At 60.1% G+C, this 22482-nt stretch carries 16 protein-coding genes; 7 read left to right on the forward strand and 9 right to left on the reverse strand.

All coding sequences use genetic code 11. The features are described 5' to 3' along the window. Positions 1 to 12 precede the first annotated feature (12 nt). Together O9X91_RS00820 and O9X91_RS00825 are read left to right on the forward strand one after the other, a co-directional pair. Complete coding sequence (locus tag O9X91_RS00820; protein WP_269826034.1) at positions 13 to 750, forward strand: 16S rRNA (uracil(1498)-N(3))-methyltransferase; 738 nt, start codon at positions 13 to 15, stop codon at positions 748 to 750. Positions 751 to 868: 118 nt separating this feature from the next. Beyond that, positions 869 to 2242 carry a glutamate--cysteine ligase gene (locus O9X91_RS00825; protein WP_269833340.1) on the forward strand — a complete coding sequence of 458 codons (1374 nt, stop codon included), beginning with the start codon at positions 869 to 871 and terminating at the stop codon, positions 2240 to 2242. 159 nt (positions 2243 to 2401) lie between these two features. Here the strand turns inward: O9X91_RS00825 and O9X91_RS00830 are convergent, their stop codons facing one another. After that, complete coding sequence (locus tag O9X91_RS00830) at positions 2402 to 2695, reverse strand: YjiS-like domain-containing protein (protein WP_077983333.1); 294 nt, start codon at positions 2693 to 2695, stop codon at positions 2402 to 2404. Positions 2696 to 2896: 201 nt separating this feature from the next. Here O9X91_RS00830 and O9X91_RS00835 point away from each other — a divergent pair, with 201 nt between their 5' ends. Continuing rightward, on the forward strand, positions 2897 to 3847 hold the full coding sequence (locus tag O9X91_RS00835) for a LysR substrate-binding domain-containing protein (RefSeq protein ID WP_077983334.1): 951 nt from the start codon (positions 2897 to 2899) through the stop codon (positions 3845 to 3847). A gap of 36 nt (positions 3848 to 3883) precedes the next feature. Here O9X91_RS00835 and O9X91_RS00840 read toward each other — a convergent pair whose 3' ends face one another. Further along, a complete protein-coding gene (locus O9X91_RS00840) occupies positions 3884 to 6322 on the reverse strand; it encodes a DUF1217 domain-containing protein (RefSeq protein WP_077983336.1) in 2439 nt (812 codons plus the stop codon). 367 nt (positions 6323 to 6689) lie between these two features. Here O9X91_RS00840 and O9X91_RS00845 point away from each other — a divergent pair, with 367 nt between their 5' ends. Further along, a complete protein-coding gene (locus O9X91_RS00845; RefSeq protein ID WP_046800659.1) occupies positions 6690 to 7256 on the forward strand; it encodes a DUF6101 family protein in 567 nt (188 codons plus the stop codon). A 79-nt stretch (positions 7257 to 7335) separates the two neighbouring features. Here the strand turns inward: O9X91_RS00845 and ubiA are convergent, their stop codons facing one another. The 4 genes from ubiA to O9X91_RS00865 form a co-directional block, all read right to left on the reverse strand. Further along, positions 7336 to 8289, reverse strand: coding sequence for a 4-hydroxybenzoate octaprenyltransferase (ubiA, locus tag O9X91_RS00850; RefSeq protein WP_269833341.1), 954 nt, complete (start codon positions 8287 to 8289; stop codon positions 7336 to 7338). A gap of 118 nt (positions 8290 to 8407) precedes the next feature. Beyond that, positions 8408 to 9208: a MipA/OmpV family protein gene (locus O9X91_RS00855; RefSeq protein ID WP_269826037.1), complete on the reverse strand. Its 801-nt coding sequence runs from the start codon at positions 9206 to 9208 to the stop codon at positions 8408 to 8410. Between the two features lie 239 nt (positions 9209 to 9447). Continuing rightward, on the reverse strand, positions 9448 to 10704 hold the full coding sequence (locus O9X91_RS00860) for a cyclopropane fatty acid synthase (protein WP_269833342.1): 1257 nt from the start codon (positions 10702 to 10704) through the stop codon (positions 9448 to 9450). Between the two features lie 168 nt (positions 10705 to 10872). Further along, entirely contained in the window at positions 10873 to 13197 is a 2325-nt protein-coding gene (locus O9X91_RS00865) for a Tex family protein (protein WP_142912798.1), read from the reverse strand. A 201-nt stretch (positions 13198 to 13398) separates the two neighbouring features. Between O9X91_RS00865 and purD the strand changes: the two genes are divergently transcribed. From purD to O9X91_RS00880, 3 genes are all read left to right on the forward strand, one after another. After that, positions 13399 to 14670 (forward strand): phosphoribosylamine--glycine ligase, encoded by a 1272-nt coding sequence (purD, locus tag O9X91_RS00870; protein WP_142912797.1) that lies wholly within the window; start codon positions 13399 to 13401, stop codon positions 14668 to 14670. A gap of 157 nt (positions 14671 to 14827) precedes the next feature. Next, a complete protein-coding gene (locus O9X91_RS00875; protein ID WP_142912796.1) occupies positions 14828 to 15337 on the forward strand; it encodes a plant virulence effector HPE1-like domain-containing protein in 510 nt (169 codons plus the stop codon). A gap of 327 nt (positions 15338 to 15664) precedes the next feature. Beyond that, positions 15665 to 17488, forward strand: a complete 1824-nt coding sequence (locus O9X91_RS00880) for a methyl-accepting chemotaxis protein (RefSeq protein ID WP_269833343.1) — start codon at positions 15665 to 15667, stop codon at positions 17486 to 17488. A 57-nt stretch (positions 17489 to 17545) separates the two neighbouring features. Here the strand turns inward: O9X91_RS00880 and O9X91_RS00885 are convergent, their stop codons facing one another. The 3 genes from O9X91_RS00885 to O9X91_RS00895 form a co-directional block, all read right to left on the reverse strand. After that, positions 17546 to 18040 carry a 2-thiouracil desulfurase family protein gene (locus tag O9X91_RS00885; RefSeq protein WP_142912794.1) on the reverse strand — a complete coding sequence of 165 codons (495 nt, stop codon included), beginning with the start codon at positions 18038 to 18040 and terminating at the stop codon, positions 17546 to 17548. Positions 18041 to 18272: 232 nt separating this feature from the next. Further along, positions 18273 to 20426 carry a glycine--tRNA ligase subunit beta gene (gene glyS, locus O9X91_RS00890; RefSeq protein WP_142912793.1) on the reverse strand — a complete coding sequence of 718 codons (2154 nt, stop codon included), beginning with the start codon at positions 20424 to 20426 and terminating at the stop codon, positions 18273 to 18275. A gap of 98 nt (positions 20427 to 20524) precedes the next feature. Beyond that, positions 20525 to 22462: a DUF2207 domain-containing protein gene (locus O9X91_RS00895; RefSeq protein WP_142912792.1), complete on the reverse strand. Its 1938-nt coding sequence runs from the start codon at positions 22460 to 22462 to the stop codon at positions 20525 to 20527. Positions 22463 to 22482: the final 20 nt, after the last annotated feature.

A 22482-nucleotide genomic window follows, 5' to 3' on the forward strand; every position in this document is an offset into this window, starting at 1 on the left:
AAACAGAACCCCATGCGCGCAAATTTCCGGATGCAACGCCTTTATATCGAAGCCAGCCTTGCCGAAGGCGTCGCACAGGAGGCAACAGCCGAACAATTCAACTATCTCGCCAATGTGCTGCGCATGACCGACGGTGCGGAAATCCTTTTGTTCAACGGTCGCGATGGCGAATGGAAAGCGAAACTCGCGTTTCCGAGCCGCAAGAAGATCGTTCTCGTCCCCATCGAGCAGACACGGCCCCAGCCGAACGCCCCGGACCTGCATTATCTTTTCGCGCCGCTGAAAACCGGGCGCATGGATTATCTGGTGCAGAAGGCGGTGGAGATGGGCGCCGGGCTGTTGCAGCCGGTGATGACGCAGCATGTTCAGGGCAAGATCCACAATACCGAAAAACTGCGCGCCAACGCTATCGAAGCCGCCGAGCAGTGCGGCATACTGTCCCTTCCCGAGGTAGCCGAGCCGGTGAAACTGAAGGACATGCTCGAGACCTGGCCCCACGACCGGCGCATCGTCTATTGCGACGAAGGCGATGCGGGGCAAAATCCGCTGCCGATCCTGCAAGCCGTGACGGAGCGCAAACTTGCCCTGCTGGTCGGTCCGGAAGGCGGATTTTCCGAGGAAGAAAGGGAGCTTCTGCGCGGCCTTGCCTTCGTTACCCCCATTCCGCTCGGGCCGCGCATCCTGAGGGCCGATACGGCCGCCGTCGCCGCGCTCGCGGTCATTCAGGCGGCGATCGGCGACTGGAATTGAACGGCCCCGTTGCGCTTCATGCATCTTTAAAAGAAATTCATTTGCCAGCGGATACGATCCGGCCCTATCTGCCAATCATATGCCTCGCCGCAACAGAGACGTCATAACAAGGTAAGCCATGGCACGCGACACGACCGACCAGACCCCCCTCTCCTCCGTCACGGAGCTTACAGACTATCTGGCGGGCGGTTGCAAAGCTGAAGCCGACTTCCGCATCGGCACCGAGCACGAAAAATTCGCGTTTTTCCGAGAGGATAACAGTCCCGTCCCCTATTTCGGCGAGGCCAGCATTTCCGCGCTCTTGAAGGGCATGCAGGAAAAGCTCGGCTGGGAGCCGATCATGGACGCCGGGAACATCATCGGCCTTGGCGAGCAGCACGGCATGGGCGCCATCTCCATCGAGCCGGGCGGCCAGTTCGAGCTATCGGGCGCGCCGCTCGAAAACCTGCACCAGACGTGCAAGGAATCCAACCAGCATCTGGCGATGCTGCGCGAAGTAGCCGAGCCCATGGACATCCGTTTCCTCGGCATCGGCGGCAGCCCGCTGTGGAGCTATGACGAGACGCCGCGCATGCCGAAATCGCGCTACGCGATCATGACGCGCTATATGCCGAAGGTCGGGACCAAGGGTCTCGACATGATGTACCGCACCTGCACCATTCAGGTTAATCTCGACTTCTCCTCTGAAGCGGACATGCGCCGGAAGATGCGCGTTTCCATGAAGCTGCAATCGCTGGCAACCGCGCTTTTTGCCTCGTCGCCCTTTACCGAGGGCAAGCCGAACGGTCTTCTTTCCTGGCGCGGCGATATCTGGCGCGACACCGACAATCGCCGCGCGGGCGTGCTGCCCTTCACCTTCAACGATGATTTCGGCTTCAAGGATTATGTCGAATGGGCGCTTGATGTGCCGATGTATTTCATCGTGCGCGACGGCAAATATCACGATTGCACCCATGTCACCTTCCGTCAGTTCATGAATGGGGCTCTGAAGGGCGAAATCGCCGCATGGGAGCCGACCATGGGCGACTGGACGAACCACCTCTCCACGCTTTTCCCCGATGTCCGCCTGAAGCGTTTCCTCGAAATGCGCGGTGCGGATGGCGGCCCGTGGAGACGCATCTGCGCCCTTCCCGCTTTCTGGGTCGGTCTTCTTTACGATGACGAGGCGTTGACCGCTGCCGATGCGCTGACCGCCGGCTGGAGCTTCGATGAGGTGATCGCGCTTCGCAACGCTGTGCCGGCCAAGGGGCTCAATGCCGAGATTTCCGGCAAGCCGCTTCTCGGCATTGCCCGCGAGGTTCTCGACATTTCCCGCACCGGCCTCAAAAACCGCAAGCGGCTGAATGGCGAAGGTCAGGACGAGACCGTGTTCCTCTCGTCGCTGGACGAGGTGCTGGCCAAGAAGACCACGCTCGCGGAAGACCTGCTTGCGCTTTATCACGGCCGCTGGGGCGGCTCGGTGCTACCCGTCTTCGAAGAATATCAATATTGAGGTATTGGTGCTGAAGCTGCACCACAATTAAAAAAGCCCGGCGCGGCCGAGGGGGCCTGACACCGGGCAAAGGCAGGGCTATTGGCAAATCACCCTGCGGGGAAAACCTTGCGGCTGGAAGCCACGTCCGGCAGCTGGAGGTCTGCCGGAGGCGGAATTTCAAAGCGTCTTGAAGCGCGTGACCGCACGTTTGCGCGCGGCCCGGGTGAGATGTGCCGTCGGATCTTCCAACAGGCCGGTATTGAGAGCATCGCTGACATCCGACCGCGCCAGACCGATATCGGCAAGAAGACGGTCATCAAGTTCCGTGAGACCATTGGCCACGATACGATTGTAGATGCGCTGCACGAAGGTTTTAACGCCGGAAACACCCAGCACAGCGGCGCGACGCCAGGCGTCCCCCGGCCGTGCGGTTACAAGTTCCAGTTCCATTCTCCGTTCTGCCGTGCGCATGATACTTATCCTTTCGTAACGGCACGAGGCGGCACCGCCCCCGACGCACCACGCGCGAGAAGCTGCCTTGGGTTAGGGCCCGACATCCCGTCGGCCCGGGTTGATCCTGATTTGCTTGGTGTCAAAATGTCGCAAGACTATTGATCAGTCCAACGAATGTTTCTAATGTGAGACATCAATCATTCTGATGGATCACTATCCATGTCCGCACCTCTCGACATAGACCAGCTGCATACCTTCATCGCCATCGTCGATACGGGCAGCTTTACCAAAGCCGCTGACCGCGTTTTCAAGACGCAATCCGCCGTCTCCATGCAGATGCGGCGGCTGGAAGAGCGCATCGGCAAGCAGCTTTTCGCCAAGGACGGGCGTGGCAACCGTCTGACGGCGGAGGGTGAAAAACTGATGAATTACGCCCGGCGTATCATCCGTCTGAATAATGAGGCGATCGCCGCCTTCGACGACAACCGGCTGGAAGGCACGCTACGCATCGGCACCCCTGACGATTACGCCGACCGCTACATGCCTGAAATCATCGGGCGCTTCGCAAAGACCCACCCGAATGTCGAGCTTTATATCGTCTGCGAACCCTCAGCCAGCCTTGCCGAAAAAATGAACCGCGGCGATCTCGATATCGCGCTTGTTACCCATAATCCGCGCGCCCGTTCCTCCGATGTGGTGCGCACCGAACCGCTCTGCTGGGTCGCCTCCGCCAACCACCCGCTGAAGGACGATGCACCCGTGCCGCTCGCCGTCGGGCGGCGCGACTGCCACTGGCGTCAGCTTGCCTGTTCGGCGCTCGATGCCGATGGGCGGGACTATCAGGTGCTGTTCACGAGCTGGTCCTCGACCGTCGTCGCCGCCGCCGTGCTGGCCGGCATGGCCGTCTCGGTCCTGCCTGAATCGGCGCTGCGCACCGGCATGAAGGTTCTGACCGCCGCCGACGGTTTCCCGCCCCTGCCGCCAGTGCAGATCGGCCTGATGAAAAGGCCGGGCCTCTCACCGTCACTGGTGAATGCCATTACAGACCACATCACAGCCTGCCTCGACAACATCTCACCGATGGCCGTGGTTGACGAGATGGATAGCGACGTGAAGACGTTCCCCAAGATGCCGCGCCTGCGCGCCGGGCATATGCTGCCGGGATGGTGACTCTCTTGAAGGCCGGGCAAACCCGGCCTTTCTCACCTACCGTGCTCGCAACGTTGCGACCGCCAGCAGCGTGTCGCCGCTGATACCCGCCGAGCCGCTGCCGTTGAACAGCGTCATGATGGGATCGGCGACGTTCTGCTGGTTGTCGTACATGATGGTGAAGCGGGCGATCAGCTTCTTGACCTTATCCGGATCCTGAAAATCCTTGATGTCGAAATATTTCTTCATCATCGCCACCTGGGTATCGACGCCCGCATTGCCGAGTTCATCGGGAATGCCGAAGGTGGTCTTGATGAAGTTCTGGATCGCAGTATCGGCAAGGATCGAATAATAGGACGTCGTCCCCGCCGCCATGCGCTTGAAATAGAGCGCCAGTCGCACACCGGCGTTTTCTTCACCCGCCTGCGTTTCCAGCGTCTGGGTCAGATAATTGTCGAGCGTTTCATAAAGTCCGCGCCGTGTCTGGATCAGGCTGCGGTCTTCATGAAGGAGTTTGCCCTCCTTGTCGAAATTGAATGCGGTGACGAGGCGGCGGAAGACCGGGTCCATCTCCTTGTTGACGTAGCTGTTCTTGTCATCGAGGTCGGACGTGAAGATTTTCTGCAGCTGTTCCTTGGTCACGCTTTTGGGATCGATACCGAGCGATTCCATCGCGAATTTGGTCAGGCGATCATTGGCGAGGAATTCACTCAGCGTCTTGATCTTCTGCATCTCGCCCGAGAAATATTTTGCCTCGGTCGTTGCCGCTTCCTTGTCCTTGTCGGTGCCGAAAGCCGATTTCTTCTTGATGTAGTCGGCTGACATGGTCTGCAGCTCGATTTCGGACTGCGCCAGAATGGGTGTGCCGACCGAACCGTCCTTGGCGAAGTTGAAGAGTTCGGCAAGCTTTACATACCGGTCGTCCTTCAGCGTATAAACGTAGCTCTTCTTGTCCTGAAGGTCGCTGGTCAGCACCTTCTTGATATCGGAGATGTTCACCTTGGCAGGATCGAGACCGACGGCTTTCAGCGCATAGGTATAGACGGCATTGGTTCCAAGAAAATCATTGACGCTTCTAACATTGCCAATACTACTCTTGAACAGCGTGAGCGCCTTTGCGTCAGCTGCCTCGTCCGCATCGTTGTAATGTGTCATGTAACCGCCGGTGGTCGTCGCGGTCTGTGTTGTTGTCTGCGGCGTCGCGCCGGCCGCGAGCGTCCCATCGGGGAGAAAATTGAATGCGTTTTTCAGGGCGAGGTAACGTTTGTCGTTCCTGCCCAGGGTCGCGATGTAATTGTTCGGATCGCTGAGATCGCTGGTGAGGATGTTCTTGATCGTCGCTGGCACGATGGTCAGGTCGTTCAGGTCGAAGGCCGTTCTGATGTAATTGAGAAGCCGCGCATCCGACACCAGTTCCTCTACCGTCGTGATGGACCCAATCTTGGATTCGAAATAATCCCGATTCAGCGTCGCGACGGTCGGCGTCACACGCGGCGCGCTGCCGATATAGGAGTCCGTGACGGCTTTCAGATTTTCGGCTGTCATTGCCCCGCCGGCGACGACCGTACCGTCATTCCCGAATTCGAAGGCATTGGCCAGTTGCGCCATCTTGTTATATTGGTTGACGGTGTTCGACAGCGTCGTCTGTTCCGCCTTGATTGCCGCGAGCTTTGCCTCCCACTGATCCTGCGGCGGCAGAACGGCCTCCAGCTGGGTCAGCTGGTCCTGACGCGTCACCTTCTCCGCCTCGAGTTTGGAGCGCTCATCAGCCGTCAGGCCGGTCCCGGCAAGTTCGGTATCGATTGCCGTGATACGCGCGGTGACCTGCCCGTGCAGTTCGATATTGCCCTTCATCGCCAGCTTTTCGACCGCGTCATTATAGGCCGCGCCGAATTTCTGGTTGATGTAGCTGTCCGGATCGGAAACGTCGCTCGTCATCAAGCCCTTGATGTGGGCATAGGAATAGGTCTTCTCATCAATGCCGAAGACCTGGAAGATATAGGCGCGGGTGCGGTCGTTGCGAAGCAGCTGATCGGCATTGGTGACCGTGCCGATGATTGCCTTGTAATAACGCGTCTCTTCCGCAAGGCTGTCGTTCAGATTGGTGATCGACGTATCATAAAGCCCGATCATCTTGTCGAGCTGCGCGTCCGTCTGCACGGTCTTCGTCGAAGAGCTGAAATTGAAGGCGGCAGCAAATTCCCGATAACGCTCGTCGGTCAGCTTGTTCGCGAAGCTGTTCTGATCATTCAGGTCGCTATCGAGCACCTTTTTCATGAAGGCCTTGGCATAGGTCATCTCGCCGAGACCGAAGGCATCCATGGCATAGGAATAGAGCTGGTAATTATCGAGGAACTCATCGACGCTTTTCACATTGCCGATGTTTTCCTTGTAATATTTCGTCTGCCGCTCCACGAGTCCCTGCTGCGACACGCGCGAAATGCTCGTCTTCATATCGCGGTTGATGAGGTCGTAGCTGAGAAAAGTCGATACCATCCGAATGCCCCCTGGAGCGCAGTGCATCCCTTAGGGCACCAAAAGCTCCGGTTTTAAATCCACCCCTCGCACGTCCCATCCGGGCGCACGGCAAGCCTTGGCGCGACTATGCGTGACGCGCCTTGCCCGTAGCTTGAAAGAGCACATTTTCGGCGGGCATAAAAATCGCATTGTCTCGATCTCTTTTACCTACGCGAAACCATGCCACAGTGGGTTTTGCTAACCATCTGGGAATGCAAAGTTTTCTTAACCGCGATTTTTAAGCAGTCTCGAACAGGCGGCGGATAATCTCCTGACATCAGAGGATGAAAAGTCCCGATGAGAAGACCGGAAACCGGCTCTCAGGTAAAACAAGGGTAGATTAAACATGACCAAGACCGTTCTGAAGCCCGACTGGGCCGTCGCCACTCTCAGGTTAGACCCGGCACGTTTTCCGCAACAGGTCACCTATGGAAAAGGCAATGGCGCGACCGATGTTGCCGTCACTCTCGATGAACGGGGCGCCGTTCTGAGAAAGGTTCTCTCCTCTTCCGGCCTGCCTTTGTCCTTCGCTTTGCCAGCCCGCGCCTTCAAGGGTGTCGCCGCCCGCGCTATCGACCATGGCGATGGACAGGTCACCGTGACGCTGGAACTTCACCATGACGATCCGGACCTCTGCGTTCCGCTTCTCGTCGCCCACGATCTCTGCGACATCGCCGCCGACTGGCGCAGCTGGTCCGAGGCCTACCGCATTCCCATGCTGATGGTGGAGGCCGATGGCGTTGCCCGTCCGTTGGAAGAACATCTCGGCAAGGTGCGCACCCAGAATACCCGTCCGCGGCGCCGCCATTCCTATTTCGCGGATCGCCGTCCGCGCTTCCTCGTTCGCCGCTCCACCGGTTCGCTGGGCATGAGCATGAAGATCGAGGGCAAGGAAATCATCGCCCGCAGCTGATAAAAGTCAGCAAAAACAAATCAAAAGCCCGGCGCGCACAATGCGGCCGGGCTTTTTGGCGTCTTCCATTCCGGTGATTTCAGGCAAGCAGAAGCGGCAGGATGAGACCCGCGAAAATCATCACACCGACGCGGTTGTTGGATTTGAACAGCACCAGGCATTGGTCGACGTCGTCGATATCGAGCACCCAGACCTGCCGGAACAGCATGATGGCCGCAGCGGCGAGGCCGCTATAGGCAATGATGTTAACGCCCGCCATCCAGAAGGACAGGAAAATCATGACAAGGGCTGTGCCATAAAGGAAAACCAGCCAGCGATGTGTGTTTTCTCCAAACAGCAGAGCGGTCGAGCCGATGCCCACGGCGGTATCGTCTTCCTTGTCCTGATGGGCGTAGATTGTATCATAACCGATCGTCCAGGCGATGGAGCCGACATAAAGCAGAACTGCCGGCCAGGCGAGCGAACCGAACTGCCCGGCCCAGCCCATCAGCGCACCCCAGGAAAAGGCGAGCCCGAGGAAAAATTGCGGCCAGTTGGTGAAGCGCTTGGCGAAGGGATAGATCGCCACAAAGACCAGCGAGGCTATGCCGGTGACGATTGCGAAGCCGTTGAACTGCAAAAGCACGACAAGCCCGGCAAGCGCCTGCAGCATGATGAAGAGCTTGGCCTGGCCGCGGCTGACCCGGCCCGATGGCAGCGGTCGCGAGCGGGTGCGCGCCACGGCCATGTCGATCTTGTGGTCGGCAAGATCATTATAGGTGCAGCCCGCGCCGCGCATTGCCACCGATCCGATGAAGAACAACACGAGATGCCAGATCAGCGTGACCCAGGAAAAGCCGCCACTCGCCACCGCCGCATTGGCCGCGAGGGCTGCGGCCCAGAAACACGGCCACATCAGCAATTGCCAGCCAATGGGACGATCCCACCGCGCCAGCTGCGCATAGGGCCAGAGGGGCCTCGGCAAAATCCGATAGACCCAGTTGTTGGATGGCGCGTCGGAAACGCGGTCTGACAAATCGCTGTGGTGAACCATGGGATGGTTCTACAGCATTGGCAAAAAAATCGGAATGGATTTCAGCATCGGCCCCGCATGCGAAAAAGCCCCGCTGCGGCTTGGCAACGGGGCTTTGCAAGACCTTATTGTCCGCCCCTCAGGGCAGCGAGAAATTGAATTTGTAGCTGGCCTGAACACCGACGATGAACTGGTTCTTCGAACCGCGTTCGCGCACCAGCGAACTGTCGGCGGCGTCACCGGTCAGGCGGCGATATTCCGCAAACGAACCGACTTCGGCGTTTTCGGTGACCTTCCAGGTGATGGCTGCGCCAACGCCGGCCGAATGCAGGCCGCCCCCGGGGCTGTAGGGCGATGGCGCGCCGGCAGCCGTCTGGGCTGCGCTTACGCCGTAATAACGCTCATTATATTTGCTGCTCACCCATGTCGCACGCGGACCGGCGGAAATCTGGATGCCGGGGGCGATGTCGGTGAAGGCATCGACGGCAACGTCGCCGACAACGCCGCTATGGCTGCGAATACCCTGACGGACTTCGCCGCGAACGCGCAGCCAGTCGGTCGGATAGGCCTCGGCGAAACCGCCAAGCTCGCCGCCGCGCTTGATGCGGGTCATGCCCTTAAGATCGGACGAGTCGCCCTCGTCGCGCGGGGACACCAGCTTTCCAGCAAGACCCATGCTGATCGGGCCATTGTCCAGAAGCGAAATCGAGGCGCTGTCGTTGCGCGAGGTGAAACGCGCACCCTGCCCCTGACGGCCGAGCGAAATGATCGGCGAGAAGCCGAATTCATTCTTGTTGTCGCCCTGATATTTCGGTGCGGTGAAACCCGCGCCGCCGAGCTTCAGATACCAGTCGCCGGAAAACCAGCCTTCAGCATGGGCATTACCCACGGCAAAAAGCGACACGACACAGGCGGCAATGGCCGCTGATGGCTTGAACATGAAACAACCCCAGAAACGCAATACAGACAGGTGCCCGTAGAATTAGAGGGATTGTCTTTCCATTCCATTAACCAGCGTGGGGAGAAGCAGAACACCACTGCGAGGCGCGCGACAGGGCGCCAAACCTATCCTTTGTGATGCTCGGGCCTGTCCCACTGCTGTCCGGTTTAAATCTCTGGACAGCAGTGGGACAAGCGCGAGGATGACGCCGCGAGTGCGGAAGCGTTCGTCCGCCGTCGTCAGAACGTCACCGTCTCCAGTGGTGCCCGGGTCTTTTCAAACTCCAGCAGCCTTGCCTCGTTCTGCGCGATGTAATCGCGATTATGCGGCACGGCATCGCGGTCCTTGGCAAGCTGGATCTGGAAAATATGGAAGTTTTCGTGGGTGAAAGCCATTTCCGAGCCCGCCAGATAAAACTCCCACATGCGGAAGAACCGTTCGTCGTAAAGCGCGACCGCCTCTGCCTTTCGCGCCACGAAACGTTCCCGCCAATGCCGAAGCGTATGGGCGTAATGCATGGGCAGTATTTCGATATCTTTTACCAAGAGCCCGGACTTCTGGATCGCCGGCAGAACCTCGGCGAGCGAGGGAATGTAACCACCGGGGAAAATATATTTTTCGATAAAGGGATTGGTCGCCAGCGCCGGGCTGGGCTGGCCGATGGAATGCAGCACCATCACACCCTTGTCATCAAGCACCTCCGCCACCTTGTCGAAATAATCGCGGTAATGGGTCGGCCCGACATGTTCGAACATGCCGACGGAGACGATGCGGTCATATTTCTTCGAGGCCGGCAGATAACGGTAATCCTGCAATTCAAAGCGGACATTGCCTGCAAGCCCGCGTTTTGCCGCCCGGTCACGCGAGACGCGCAGCTGTTCTTCGCTGAGCGTGATGCCCGTCACATCGGCACCGGCACTTTCGGCGATATACATCGCCATGCCACCCCAGCCGGAGCCAATTTCCAGCACGCTCTGGCCCGGATCGGTCATCAGCTTGGCGGCGATGTGGCGTTTCTTGGCGACCTGTGCCTCATAAAGGCTGATGCCTGGCGGATTAAAATAGGCGCAGGAATATTGCCAGTCCTCATCGAGGAAGAGATCGAACAGCTTGGCGCTCAGATCATAGTGATGGGCGACATTGCTCTTGTTGTGATTGACCGGCAGATGCATCTTGATGCGGGCGGCGATGATGCGGGCCATGCCGCGCCAGATCATGCCGAAGGACAGCGCTTCGCTCAGCGTATTACCCTTCACCAGCGCCAGGAAATCGTAGATGTCGCCTTCCGTGACCTGCGCCCGGCCTTCCATGTACATTTCAGCGAGCTTGAGCGCCGGATCGGCGGCAATCTCCTGCATGGCGGCTTCGTCAGTAAAATTCAGAACCACTTTTTTTCCCGTGCCGTCGCCAAATGTGCGACTGCCGCCCGGGCTGTTGACGGTGAGATCACCGATCTTGATTATCTTTTCGAGAAGAACATGCAGAGACGACGCCATGGCACCCCCAATTGCTAAGTCTCACTTATCAATTTTGCTGACCGTATTCCTTTCAGCACAAGTTTCAAGATAGTCTTATTTCAAAAAAATTGAACGATTTCATCAAGCAAAAAGCCCCGCCGGCGTGTCCGGCAGGGCCTTTTTGTCAAAAAACATTTCAACCGGAGGTCAGCGTCGCTTCATGGCTTCGGCCAAAGCGGCGGCGAGAGCACCACCGGATTGCGACCCCTCGTTGCGCTCTTTCGGCTTGGCTGTGGCATGGCGCATAGCGCCCGCATTGTTCTTTTCACGCATCGGCTGCGGCGCCGCCTCACCGCCATCCTTGCGCATGGTCAGCCCGATGCGCTTGCGCTTTACATCCACTTCCACGACTCGCACCTTAACGACATCGCCCGCCTTGACGACCTCATGCGGGTCCTTCACGAAACGGTCGGCGAGCTGCGACACATGCACCAGGCCATCCTGATGCACGCCGATATCCACGAACGCACCGAAGGCGGCGACATTGGTGACGGTGCCTTCCAGCAACATACCGGGTTTCAGATCGGTTATCTCGTCCACACCATCGGCAAAGGTCGCGGTCTTGAAGCTCGGGCGCGGGTCGCGGCCGGGTTTTTCCAGTTCGGCGATGATGTCTTTGACGGTCGGCAGGCCGAATTGCTCGTCGATGAAGCGCTTGGGGTCAAGCGCTTTCAGCGCGGCACTGTCACCCATCAGCGAACGCAGATCACGGCCGCAGGCAGCAACGATCTTCTTTGCCACGCCATAGGCTTCCGGGTGCACCGATGAGGCATCCAGCGGCTCTTTGCCGTTCGGGATGCGCAGGAAGCCGGCACATTGTTCGAAGGTGCGCTGGCCGAGGCGCGGCACTTTCAGCAAATCCTTACGGCTGGCGAAAGGACCGGTCTGATCGCGATGGGCAACGATGGCATCGGCAATCGAGCTGCCAAGGCCCGATACCCGTGCCAGAAGCGGCGACGAGGCCGTGTTGAGATCGACGCCGACGGCATTCACCGCATCTTCCACCACAGCATCGAGCGAGCGGCTGAGGCGGCCCTGATCGACATCGTGCTGGTACTGTCCGACGCCGATGGATTTCGGCTCGATCTTCACCAGTTCCGCCAGCGGGTCCTGAAGACGGCGGGCGATGGAGACGGCACCGCGTAGCGAAACGTCGAGATTGGGGAATTCGGCGGCCGCCCGTTCCGAAGCGGAATAGACCGATGCGCCGGCTTCCGAGACGATGACCTTGGTGGGCTTTGCGCCGGAAGCGGAGGCTGGCATTTGCGCCAGAAGATCGGCGACCAACTTCTCCGTCTCGCGGCTACCCGTGCCGTTGCCGATGGCGATCAGCTCGACATTGTGTTTGCGGATGAGCAAGGCAAGTTCGGCCTGCGCGCCGCGCACGTCGTTCTTTGGCTGGAAGGGGTAAACCGTGCTGGTATCCAGCAGCTTGCCGGTGCCATCGACCACGGCCACCTTGACGCCGGTGCGGATGCCGGGATCGAGGCCCATGGTGGCGCGGGAGCCGGCGGGAGCGGCCAACAGCAGATCTTTCAGGTTACGGGCGAAGACATTGATCGCCTCTTCTTCCGCCCTCTCGCGCAACTCGCGCATCAGATCGAGCGACAGCGACATGGAAAGCTTCACGCGCCAGGTCCAGCCCGCCACGTCCATCAGCCATTGATCGGCAGGTCCGGCATTGCGGATATCGAAAGCGGCAGCAATGGTGCGCTGCGACGGCTTCACCGGCGAGGGATCATCCGCATCGACATCGATCGTCAGTGTGAGAATTTCCTCGTTCCAGCCGCGCAGCATGGCGAGCGCCCGGTGGCCCGGCACCGTTGCCCAGCGTTCGGAATGGTCGAAATAATCGGAGAACTTCTCGCCCGCCGCCTGCTTGCCATCCACGACCTTGGCGCGGAAGGTGGCGTTCTGGCGCATGTAATCACGCAGGCGGCCGAGAAGATCGGCGTTTTCCGTCATGGTTTCGGCAACGATATCGCGCGCGCCCTCAAGTGCGGCCTTCACATCGGCCACATCGCCCTGCACATAGGCTTCCGCCAGCTTCGCCGGATCGGCCGCACGGTTTTCCCAGATGGCTTCGGCGAGTGGACCGAGGCCACGTTCGCGGGCGATTTCGGCACGGGTGCGGCGCTTCGGCTTATAGGGCAGGTAGAGGTCTTCCAGCTCCGCCTTGGTGCCCGCCTGCATGATCTTTACCATCAGCTCATCGGTCATCTTGCCCTGACCGGTGATGGACTCCACGATGGAGCCGCGGCGTGCATTCAATTCGCGCAGATAGACTAGGCGTTCCGCGAGTGTACGCAGTTGGGTGTCATCGAGGCCTCCGGTCACTTCCTTGCGGTAACGGGCGATGAAGGGAACGGTCGCGCCCTCGTCCAGCAAGGCTACCGCCGCCTTCACCTGATCGGGGCGGGCGTTGATTTCGGAGGCGATGAGCGTGGCGAGGCGGGCATTATCTGCGGTCATGAGGTTCTCTGATGTCACATCTGGAGCGGCGAACATAATGTCTGATTGTGGCGTGACAACAAGAGGCGGCAACGATTCCACAGGAAAGGCTGAGTTCAAGGGAAAGACAGGCATTGACGGCGCTTTCTCCTTGACCTTTCGCCCCCCTGCCCTTAACGCCCGTGCCACAAGGTTACTGGCGAATTTGCAGGGGTGTTGACCATGAAAGTTCTGTTGATCGGTTCCGGCGGACGCGAACATGCGCTGGCGTGGAAAATCGCCCAATCTCCCCTGCTCGATGCGCTTTATGCCGCCCCCGGTAATCCCGGCATTGCCGACCACGCAACGCTGGTAACGCTGAACGTGGAAGACCACGCAGCCGTCATCGCCTTTGCGAAGGAAAAAGCAATCGACTTCGTCGTCGTCGGCCCGGAAGCACCGCTGGTGGCGGGTCTTGCGGATGATCTGCGCGCCGCCGGCATCGCCACTTTCGGCCCCTCGAAAGCCGCCGCCCAGCTGGAGGGATCCAAGGGCTTCACCAAGGATCTCTGCGCGCGCTACGATATTCCGACCGGCGCTTACCAGCGTTTCAAGACCGCTGAACCGGCCAAGGACTATGTTCGCCAACAGGGCGCGCCCATCGTCATTAAGGCCGACGGGCTTGCCGCCGGCAAGGGCGTAACGGTTGCCATGAGCGAGGCGGAAGCGCTTGCCGCCATCGACGACTGTTTCGACGGCGCTTTCGGCGCGGCTGGCGCCGAGGTTGTGGTGGAAGCTTTCCTCGACGGTGAGGAAGCGAGCTTCTTCTGCCTGTCCGACGGCAAGACCGCGTTGGCGCTCGCCACCGCGCAGGATCACAAGCGCGTCGGCGATGGCGATACCGGTCCGAATACCGGCGGCATGGGCGCTTATTCCCCCGCCCCTGTCATGACACCTGATATGGTGGAGCGCACCATGAAGGAGATCATCGAGCCGACGATCTCGGGCATGGCCAAGGATGGCAATCCCTTCTCCGGCGTGTTCTTCGCCGGGTTGATGATTACCGCCAAGGGTCCGGAACTGATCGAATATAACGTCCGTTTCGGCGACCCCGAATGCCAGGTGCTGATGATGCGCCTGAAAAGCGATCTGCTGCCGATCCTCTATGCCACCGCCGCCGGCACGCTGGACAAGGTTGAGGCCGAATGGCACGACGATGCGGCGCTGACCGTCGTCCTCGCCTCGAAGGGCTATCCCGGCGCTTACGACAAGAACACGCCGATCGCCCATATTCCCGAGGCCAGCGAAGAGGCGAAGGTTTTCCATGCCGGAACCGCGCTGAAGGATGGCGGGCTGGTGGCCACGGGTGGACGCGTACTGAACGTCACCGCCCTTGGAAAGACCGTGACGGAAGCGCAGGCCCGCGCCTATGCGCTGGCGGAGAAGGTGGAGTGGGAAAACGGCTTTTGCCGCCGCGATATCGGCTGGCAGGCCGTCGCGCGCGAAAAGACCTGATCCTTAAGGCAAACTGGATTGGACACGAATATTTCGTTCAATTTTTACCAAGTTTACTGACCCGATGGAAACGAAACATCGGTAATACTTGCCGGAACATTGAATGGCGCACTGTGTCTCGACCACGAGGCCGCGCCGTCATTTCGGGGGTTTTTCGATGCGTCGTCTTTTTCTGACAGCTGTTATCGCGCTGACCGGCGGGTCGGCGATGGCGTCTTCCATCGAATATATAAACGGCGTGCATGTGGCCAATGGCAGCTTCATTCGTCGCGATTGCGCGGGCTGCAAACCCATGAAGGCAAAAGCCGTGGCGCAAGGTTATGCCGTTCCCTCCATTGAGCCGGGCACGCAGCACACGGAAATGCGCGAAGTCGACGGCAAGCGCACCCTGGTGCGCACCGAAGCCTGGCTTGGCGGCGCGCCCGTCACCTTCGTCAGCACCAATCCGGCATGGATGGCGGAAACCTCCAGCACGGCGATTGCGACCTATGACGAGGCCGAGCCCGCGGCACATCCGGTTGAGACGGTTTCGACACCGGCCGGTATCGACGTGACGACGACCACGGCAGCCGTCAAGGAACTTTCCACCGAAAACGCAGCCAAGCCGGCCAGCGCCTCGGTAATCGGCGCGCCCCAGTTCCCGGATTTCAAATTGCGCGGCAACTGACCGGCCGATGACGCTTGATCATGACGAATGTCAAGTAATCGCGTCATCGCTGCATTCCCAAAACGACGCCGCAACCATGCGGAGAATGTTGCTTTCTCCGCCGCTTATTCTGCGCACGAAGCCTCATAAAGCCTTCGCTAATTAAATATTTATTCAAATTTTTAGCCGCTAAGTGATTTTATAGTGCGATGCAGCACAGGATGAGGCCACGGCGCGGATACGCGCTTTCGGCCCTTTTTATCGCGCATCATGCGCCTCTCCCCTCTCCGAAACATCGGTACCGCGCGGCATTTTCAGGCGCGCGATTCCAAACGCTTGTGAGCGCCCATGAAGAACCTTTCCATTTCCCGTCAACTGATCGTTCTCGTGTTGGCCCTGATGGCCGCCTTCGCCGTGGCGACGTTTTACCAGCTGAAATCCGCCACCGATGCTATCTATGAGGAACGCTACGGCATGCTGCGGACGCAGGTGCAATCGGCCATTTCCATCCTGCAATCTTTCCACGACAAGGAAACGGCCGGAACACTTTCGCGCGACGAAGCCGTGAAACAGGCTTACGCCACTGTCAGCGCCATGCGCTTCACGCCGGACGGCTATCTGTTCGGTTACGACTATGACGTGACGATGAAGTTCCATCCTGATGCAAAACGGGTCGGGGAAAGCTACAAGGGCAAACCCGACAGCAAGGGTTTCGCCTATCGTGACGAACTGGTGCGGCTTGGCCGCAATGGCGGCGGCCAGACGGATTTTTACGGTCCGAAGCCCGGCATGGAAGGCAATGACTACGCCAAGAGCGCCTATGCGCTTGCCTTCGACCCCTGGCAGGTAGTGGTCGTGACAGGCGTTTACATCGACGACCTGAACGCACAAGTGCGCGGCGATGTGATGAAGGCGCTGTCCATGGGCGTCGCCATATTCGTGCTGGCGCTTGCCGCCGCCTTCTATGTCATCCGTGGCATTTCGAAGCCGCTTGGCGATATTCACCGGGCGCTCGGGGAAGTGGCCAATGAAAACGTCTCGCTCGCCATTCCCCATACCGGCCTGACAAACGAAGTAGGCATGATGGCCAAGGCCACCGCCTCGCTTCAGGACAAGGTGCGCGAGCGCCACGCCATGCAGCGGCGTGAGGAAGAGCAGCAGCGGCAGCTCAATGCCGAGCGCCAAAACAATCTCGACATGCAGCGCGACGAGGCGGAACTGCAGGCGCGCGTCGTCACCACCATTGGCGAGGCGCTGGAGAAGCTCGCCGGCGGCGATCTGACCGTACGTTGCGGCGATCTCGGCAACCGTTACGCGGCGTTGCGCGACAATTTCAACGAGGCCCTGATCCATCTCGATGCCGCCATGGCCAAAGTGAACTCCAAGAGCATCGACATCGGCGGCTCCAAGGAGGAAATCCGCAAGGCCTCCAACGAGCTTTCGCAGCGCACCGAACGGCAGGCAGCAAATCTGGAAGAAACCTCGGCCGCTCTTGATGAATTGACGGTTGCGGTGCGCCAGACGGCGGAAGGGGCGGCCGACGCCGCCAAGCGCGTCACCACCGTCAGCTCCGAAGCCATCCGCAGCGACCGGGTGGTGGAAGAAGCGATCACGGCGATGAGCGGTATCGAACAGTCATCCGATCAGATCTCAAACATCATCGGCGTGATCGACGACATCGCTTTCCAGACCAATCTTCTGGCGCTGAATGCCGGTGTGGAAGCGGCACGCGCCGGTGAGGCCGGCAAGGGCTTTGCCGTGGTGGCGCAGGAAGTGCGCGAACTGGCGCAGAAATCCGCCGCCGCCGCCAAGGAGATCAAGGCCCAGATCGCCCGCTCTTCCGCCCAGGTGGAAAACGGCGTGAGGCTTGTCGGCGAAGCCGGTGACGCGCTGAAACGCATTTCGGACCAGATCAAATCCGCAAACGAGATCGTCAGCAAGATCGCCCATTCGGCCGCCGAACAGGATACGACGCTGCGCTCGATCTCCTCGTCGCTCAACCAGCTCGATGTCGCCACCCAGCACAATGCAGCAATGGCGGAGGAGACCACGGCTTCGGCGGAAGCGCTGGCCGTCGACACCGAGGAACTGTTGAACCTCATCCGCGGCTTCCGCGTCTCTTCCGGCCACCAACTGCATGGGATGGCAGAGCGGATGCGCATGGCGGGGTGATTGGCCCGAGAGCTATTGATGAAAACGGCGCCGGGGGGAACTCCGGCGCTCTTTATTTCAATGGCTCAGCGCATCCAGCCGGTCGATATCGGCCGGGGAAAAGACCGCAATACCGGCTTTTTCGAGCAGCGCCGCCGTCACGCCATTGCCCGCATGTTTGACGCCCGAAAACGAACCGTCGTAGATCGCAACCGATCCGCAGGACGGACTGCCGTCGATCAGCAGCGCGTAAGTACAGCCATTGGCCCTGGCGAAGGCCAGCGCCCTTTCCGCACCGGCGATAAATTGCGCCGTGACATCGCCGCCGGTCACCTCCAGCACGCGGGCGCGACCCTCCAGCACATCGAGGCCGGAGGCACCGTTCTCGATTTCCGCCGGCGGGCGCGGCACGGGCATGCCGCCCGCCATTTCCGGACAGATGGTCACCAGCCTGCCCTCCTTCCGCCAGCGTTCGATTGTCGGGTGGGACAGAGGTTTGCCTTTGCCGTCATAGCGGACGGGTTGGCCGAGGAGGCAGGCGCTGATGAGGATTTTGGGAGGCGTGTGGGTCAATGGGAACTCATCCTGCGGCAGTCGAGACCGTGGATTACCCCCCTCTGCCCTGCCGGGCATCTCCCCCTCAAGGGGGGAGATCGGCGAGAGGCATGCTCCCCGCTCTTCCCGAAACGTTCAATGTGGCTAAGAGGTCGCGACTGGTCGATCTCCCCCCTTGAGGGGGAGATGTCCGGCAGGACAGAGGGGGGTGAAACCCAGCATTCTGCAATGCCCGTTTACCCCCACGTTCTCACCCGGTAATCTTCGAGAAATCCGCAACCGTACCAGTGGCCTCGCGGATAGCCTTCAGCAGCGCCAGACGGTTAGCGCGGATGGCCGCATCTTCGTCGTTGACGAGCACATCCTCGAAAAACTTGTCGACGGGCGCGCGAAGCGTCGAAAGCGCCTGCATGGCCGAGCGAAAATCCTCGCCTTCGACGGCCTTTGCGGCATCCGCAGAAGCGGTCTTGATCACCGTGTAAAGCGCTTTTTCAGCATCGAGCTTCAACAGCTCTTCCGAAACGCCATCGGCCACCACGGTACCCTTCTTTTCCTCGGCGGCAAGAAGCTGCGTGGCGCGCTTTGCACCGGCCAGTAGGTTCCTGCCATCTTCACCGGTAATAAAGGCGGTCAGCGCCTCGACACGGCGGGCGATCATCAGGAGATCATCGGATTCGGGCGTCAGGACGGCGTCGATCAGATCGTAACGGGCGCCAAGATCGCGCAGATAGACCTTCAGACGGTCGTGGAAGAAGGAGAGGAGATCCGGGTCCTTCGCAACGCTCAGCAGCGGCAGGCGCACGTTCTTCTCAAGCAGAATACGCACCACGCCCAGCGCCGCACGGCGCAGGGCGAAGGGGTCCTTCGAACCGGTCGGCTTTTCATCGATGGCCCAGAAACCGACGAGCGTATCGAGCTTGTCGGCCAGAGCCACCGTGATCGCCACCTTGTCGGCCGGCAGGCGATCCGATGGGCCTTGCGGCTTGTAGTGGTCTTCGATGGCGGCGGCCACACTTTCGTTTTCGCCCTGCAAGGCCGCGTATTTGCGGCCCATCAGGCCCTGAAGCTCGGGGAATTCGCCGACGGCTTCAGTGCGCAGGTCGGCCTTGGCCAGCACCACGGCGCGGTCCACCAGATCGGCATCGGCACCCACGACGGGGGCCAGCGCCTTGGCCAGTTCGCGAATGCGAGCCACACGCTCGCCCTGCGTGCCGAGTTTAGCGTGGAAAGTGACGTTGAGCGCATCGAGCTTTGCCATGCGCTGGTCGAGCGGCTTCTTCAGATCGAGGTCGAATTTCGCAGCCGAATCCTTGAGCGTTTCCAGATCGGGCAGATCGCCCTGGTCACGGTTCCAGAAATGGCGGGCATCCGACAGGCGGGCGCGAACGACCTTGCCATTGCCATGGATGATTTCCTTGCCGCCGTCACTTGCCTCGATGTTCGAGATCAGAATGAAGCGGTTGGAAAGGCCCTCTTCCGCACCTTGATTGCGGGTGACGAAGCACTTCTGGTTGGTCTTGATGGTGAGGCGAATGATTTCCGCCGGGATTTGCAGGTAATCCTCTTCGAAGGTGCCCATCAGCACCTGCGGCCATTCGACGAGGCCGGAGACTTCTTCGAGCAGGCCCTCGTCTTCCACCAGTTCAAGACCGTTGGCGAACGCCAGATCTTTGGCGTCGTGCAGGATGATGTCCTTGCGGCGCTCGGCATCCAGCACGACCTTCGCCTTTTCGAGGCTCGAGACATAGTCCTCGAAACGGCGCACGGTGATGGGACCCGGTGCGTGGAACCGATGGCCATAGGTGACGTTGCCGGCGACGATGCCGTCGATGACGAAGGGAATGACCTGCGTTTCGTCATGTTCGGGGCCGAACAGGCAGACGATGGATTGCAGCGGACGCACCCAGCGCAGGCTTTCCGAGCCCTTGCCTTCGATGCCGCCGTAGCTGGAACCCTTGGGCATTGAGGCCGGGCCGGAGCGCATGGATTTCGGCCAGGGGAAGGAGCGGATGATACCGGGCATAACCTCGGCGATGATCTCTTCCGCCGGGCGGCCGGGCTTGTTGATGATGGCGACATAGAAATCGCCCTTCTTCGGATCGGAAACGACCTGAGCCTGCGAAATATCATTGAGGCCGGCGCCGCGCAGAAAGCCCTCGATGGCCTTTTCATTGGCGTCGGTGCGCGGTCCCTTCTTTTCCTCGCGCACATCGGCGGAGCGGGCGTTGAGGCCGCGAATATCCAGCGTCAGGCGGCGCGGCGTCCAATATTCGCGCGCACCCTCATAGGTCAGCCCTCTCTCCACAAGCGCATCGGTGACGAGTTTCTTCAGATCGCCCGCCGCCTTGCGCTGCATGCGGGCGGGGATTTCCTCGGAGCGAAGTTCAAGCAGAAGATCGGGCATGGGATAAGGACTTTAATCTGTTGCAAAAGAGTGTCGCGGACTTAGCAAGACCAGCGGCAAAAGTCACCAGCTATCGGTTAAATTAGCGCCAGCGGGCGTTACCAGCCGCCGCCGCCACCGCCGCCGCCGCCGGAGCCAGAAAAACCGCCGCCGCCACCGCCCGAAAAGCTGGAGCCGGAAGAGCTGACGGGCTGGGGAATGGTGGAGGCGATGGTATTGGCCATGGAGGTCGAAAAGCCGCCGATCCTGTCGCCAAAACTGCCGTAATTGCTGCCCGCATACCAGCCGGGCGCATAACTTGCAGCCGCGGCCCCGGCAGCGGCGGTCGCAAGCCAGGCCTCGAAGGTGCGGCTCCACGGTTTTTCGACGCCGAGCGCCACCGCATAGGGCAGCAATGTCTCGAAATGCTGCGGCGACATGGCGGGCGCGCCGGCCATGTTCATCCGGTCTTTTTCCGCCAGCGTCAGATAGGTTCTGAGACCTTCGATACCGTCCATCAGCTTGCGGCCGAGCGGCGTCGGCGCGCCCATCAGGAACAGGAACAGCGCATTGGTGAGCACGATGCCGCCGATGGCGGCCAGCGCCAGCGACTTGGTGTCATGGGTGACATCCAGCAGGATTTGCGTGGCGATGCCGCCAATGGCTGAAAAGGCCACGAAACCGGCAAAGGCCAGCATGACGATGCCGCCGATCCGCTTGCGCAGCGGGGCGCCGCGCGAGAACTGCCGGCCGATGCCGATCGACAGGATGCTGAAGAAGAAGGCGAAAAAGCCGAAGACCAGCACGGCGGCAATGGCGCTTTCATCCAGATCGCCAAAGATCAACGTCGCGACGATGAGGGCGATGCTGAGGAAGATGCCGAAGACGGTGTAACCGGCATTGCTGCGGTAATATTTGCCGCGATGTTCTTTCTCTATCGCCGCGCGGAACTGTTTTCCGACCTTTTCCACCTCCGCCCCATGGGCCTTGTCGATGGTCAGCGCCTTCCCCGAACCGCCGATGGAGGCAAGCAGCGTCTTCTGCCCGCTCGGCAGATCGGCAGCGGTTGCCTTTTCCGTGCAGCGAATGACGATGGCGTTCTTCAAATCCTCCAGAACGACATAACCCTTGACCGCAAGATCAAGGGCCGAGGCAGAGAGCGCCGTCCAGCCGGCACCTGAGAAACCCCTGTTATCAACGTAATTGACCAGAGCCGGCGAAAGCCCCTCCGGCGCATCCCAGCGCGGCACGACTACGCCCTTGGCCGGATCGCGGCCGACGGCGAACCACGCCCTCAGGTAATAGAGCAGCACGGCAAAAAGCCCGCCGCCCGAAAGCAGGATGGCGAGATTATCCCGCAGCCACCAGCCTGCCTCCTGTGAGGCGTCCGGCGCGGCAATCGCACCCTTGGGCAGCTTCACGGCAACCGTCATGCCCTCGCCAACCGAAAACGGGCGGGTGGAGGCGAAAAACACCTCGTTGCCTTCGCTCAAAATGCGCGCATCCTTGCCTTTCGCGCCAAGCGGGCCAGTGAAGACGGCGGTATCGGTGGCCTTCACACCCTGCGGCAGCGTGATGGTGGCGGAAATTTCGCCCATCGGGAACTGCCAGCCATTGCCCGTGACATTCCAGGTGAGTTCGTCATAGTCGCTGAAATAACGGATCTGCCGGGCGGTGGTGTAGGTGATCTGGAAGACATGCTCGCCGGTCGGCAGAAAACGCTCGGCGCTGCCGGTATAGATGCGGATGCCGCCATCGATATTTTCGGTGCGCCAGTTCTCCGGGGCACCATCGCGCTCCACCGAAACGACGTTGAAATCCACCTTGGTCCGGCGGTTATTCGCATCCATCGCGTAAAGCGGGAAATCGCGGAAGATGCCGCGCTTGATGTTTCGTCCTTCGGCACGGGCGGTGATGGTTTCCGTCACCGTCAGTTCGCCACTCTTCGCAACCTCGACGACGGAATGATAGGAGCGGATAAATTCTTCCGCAAAGGCCGGGCAGGCCACGCCCAGGAAGACGAGCAGCGCGAGAAGTCTTGCGGCGGTGGTCTTCACAGGCGATCCCTCCTTGATGG

Source organism: Agrobacterium salinitolerans (genome assembly GCF_027498475.1).
GTDB lineage: Bacteria > Pseudomonadota > Alphaproteobacteria > Rhizobiales > Rhizobiaceae > Agrobacterium > Agrobacterium salinitolerans.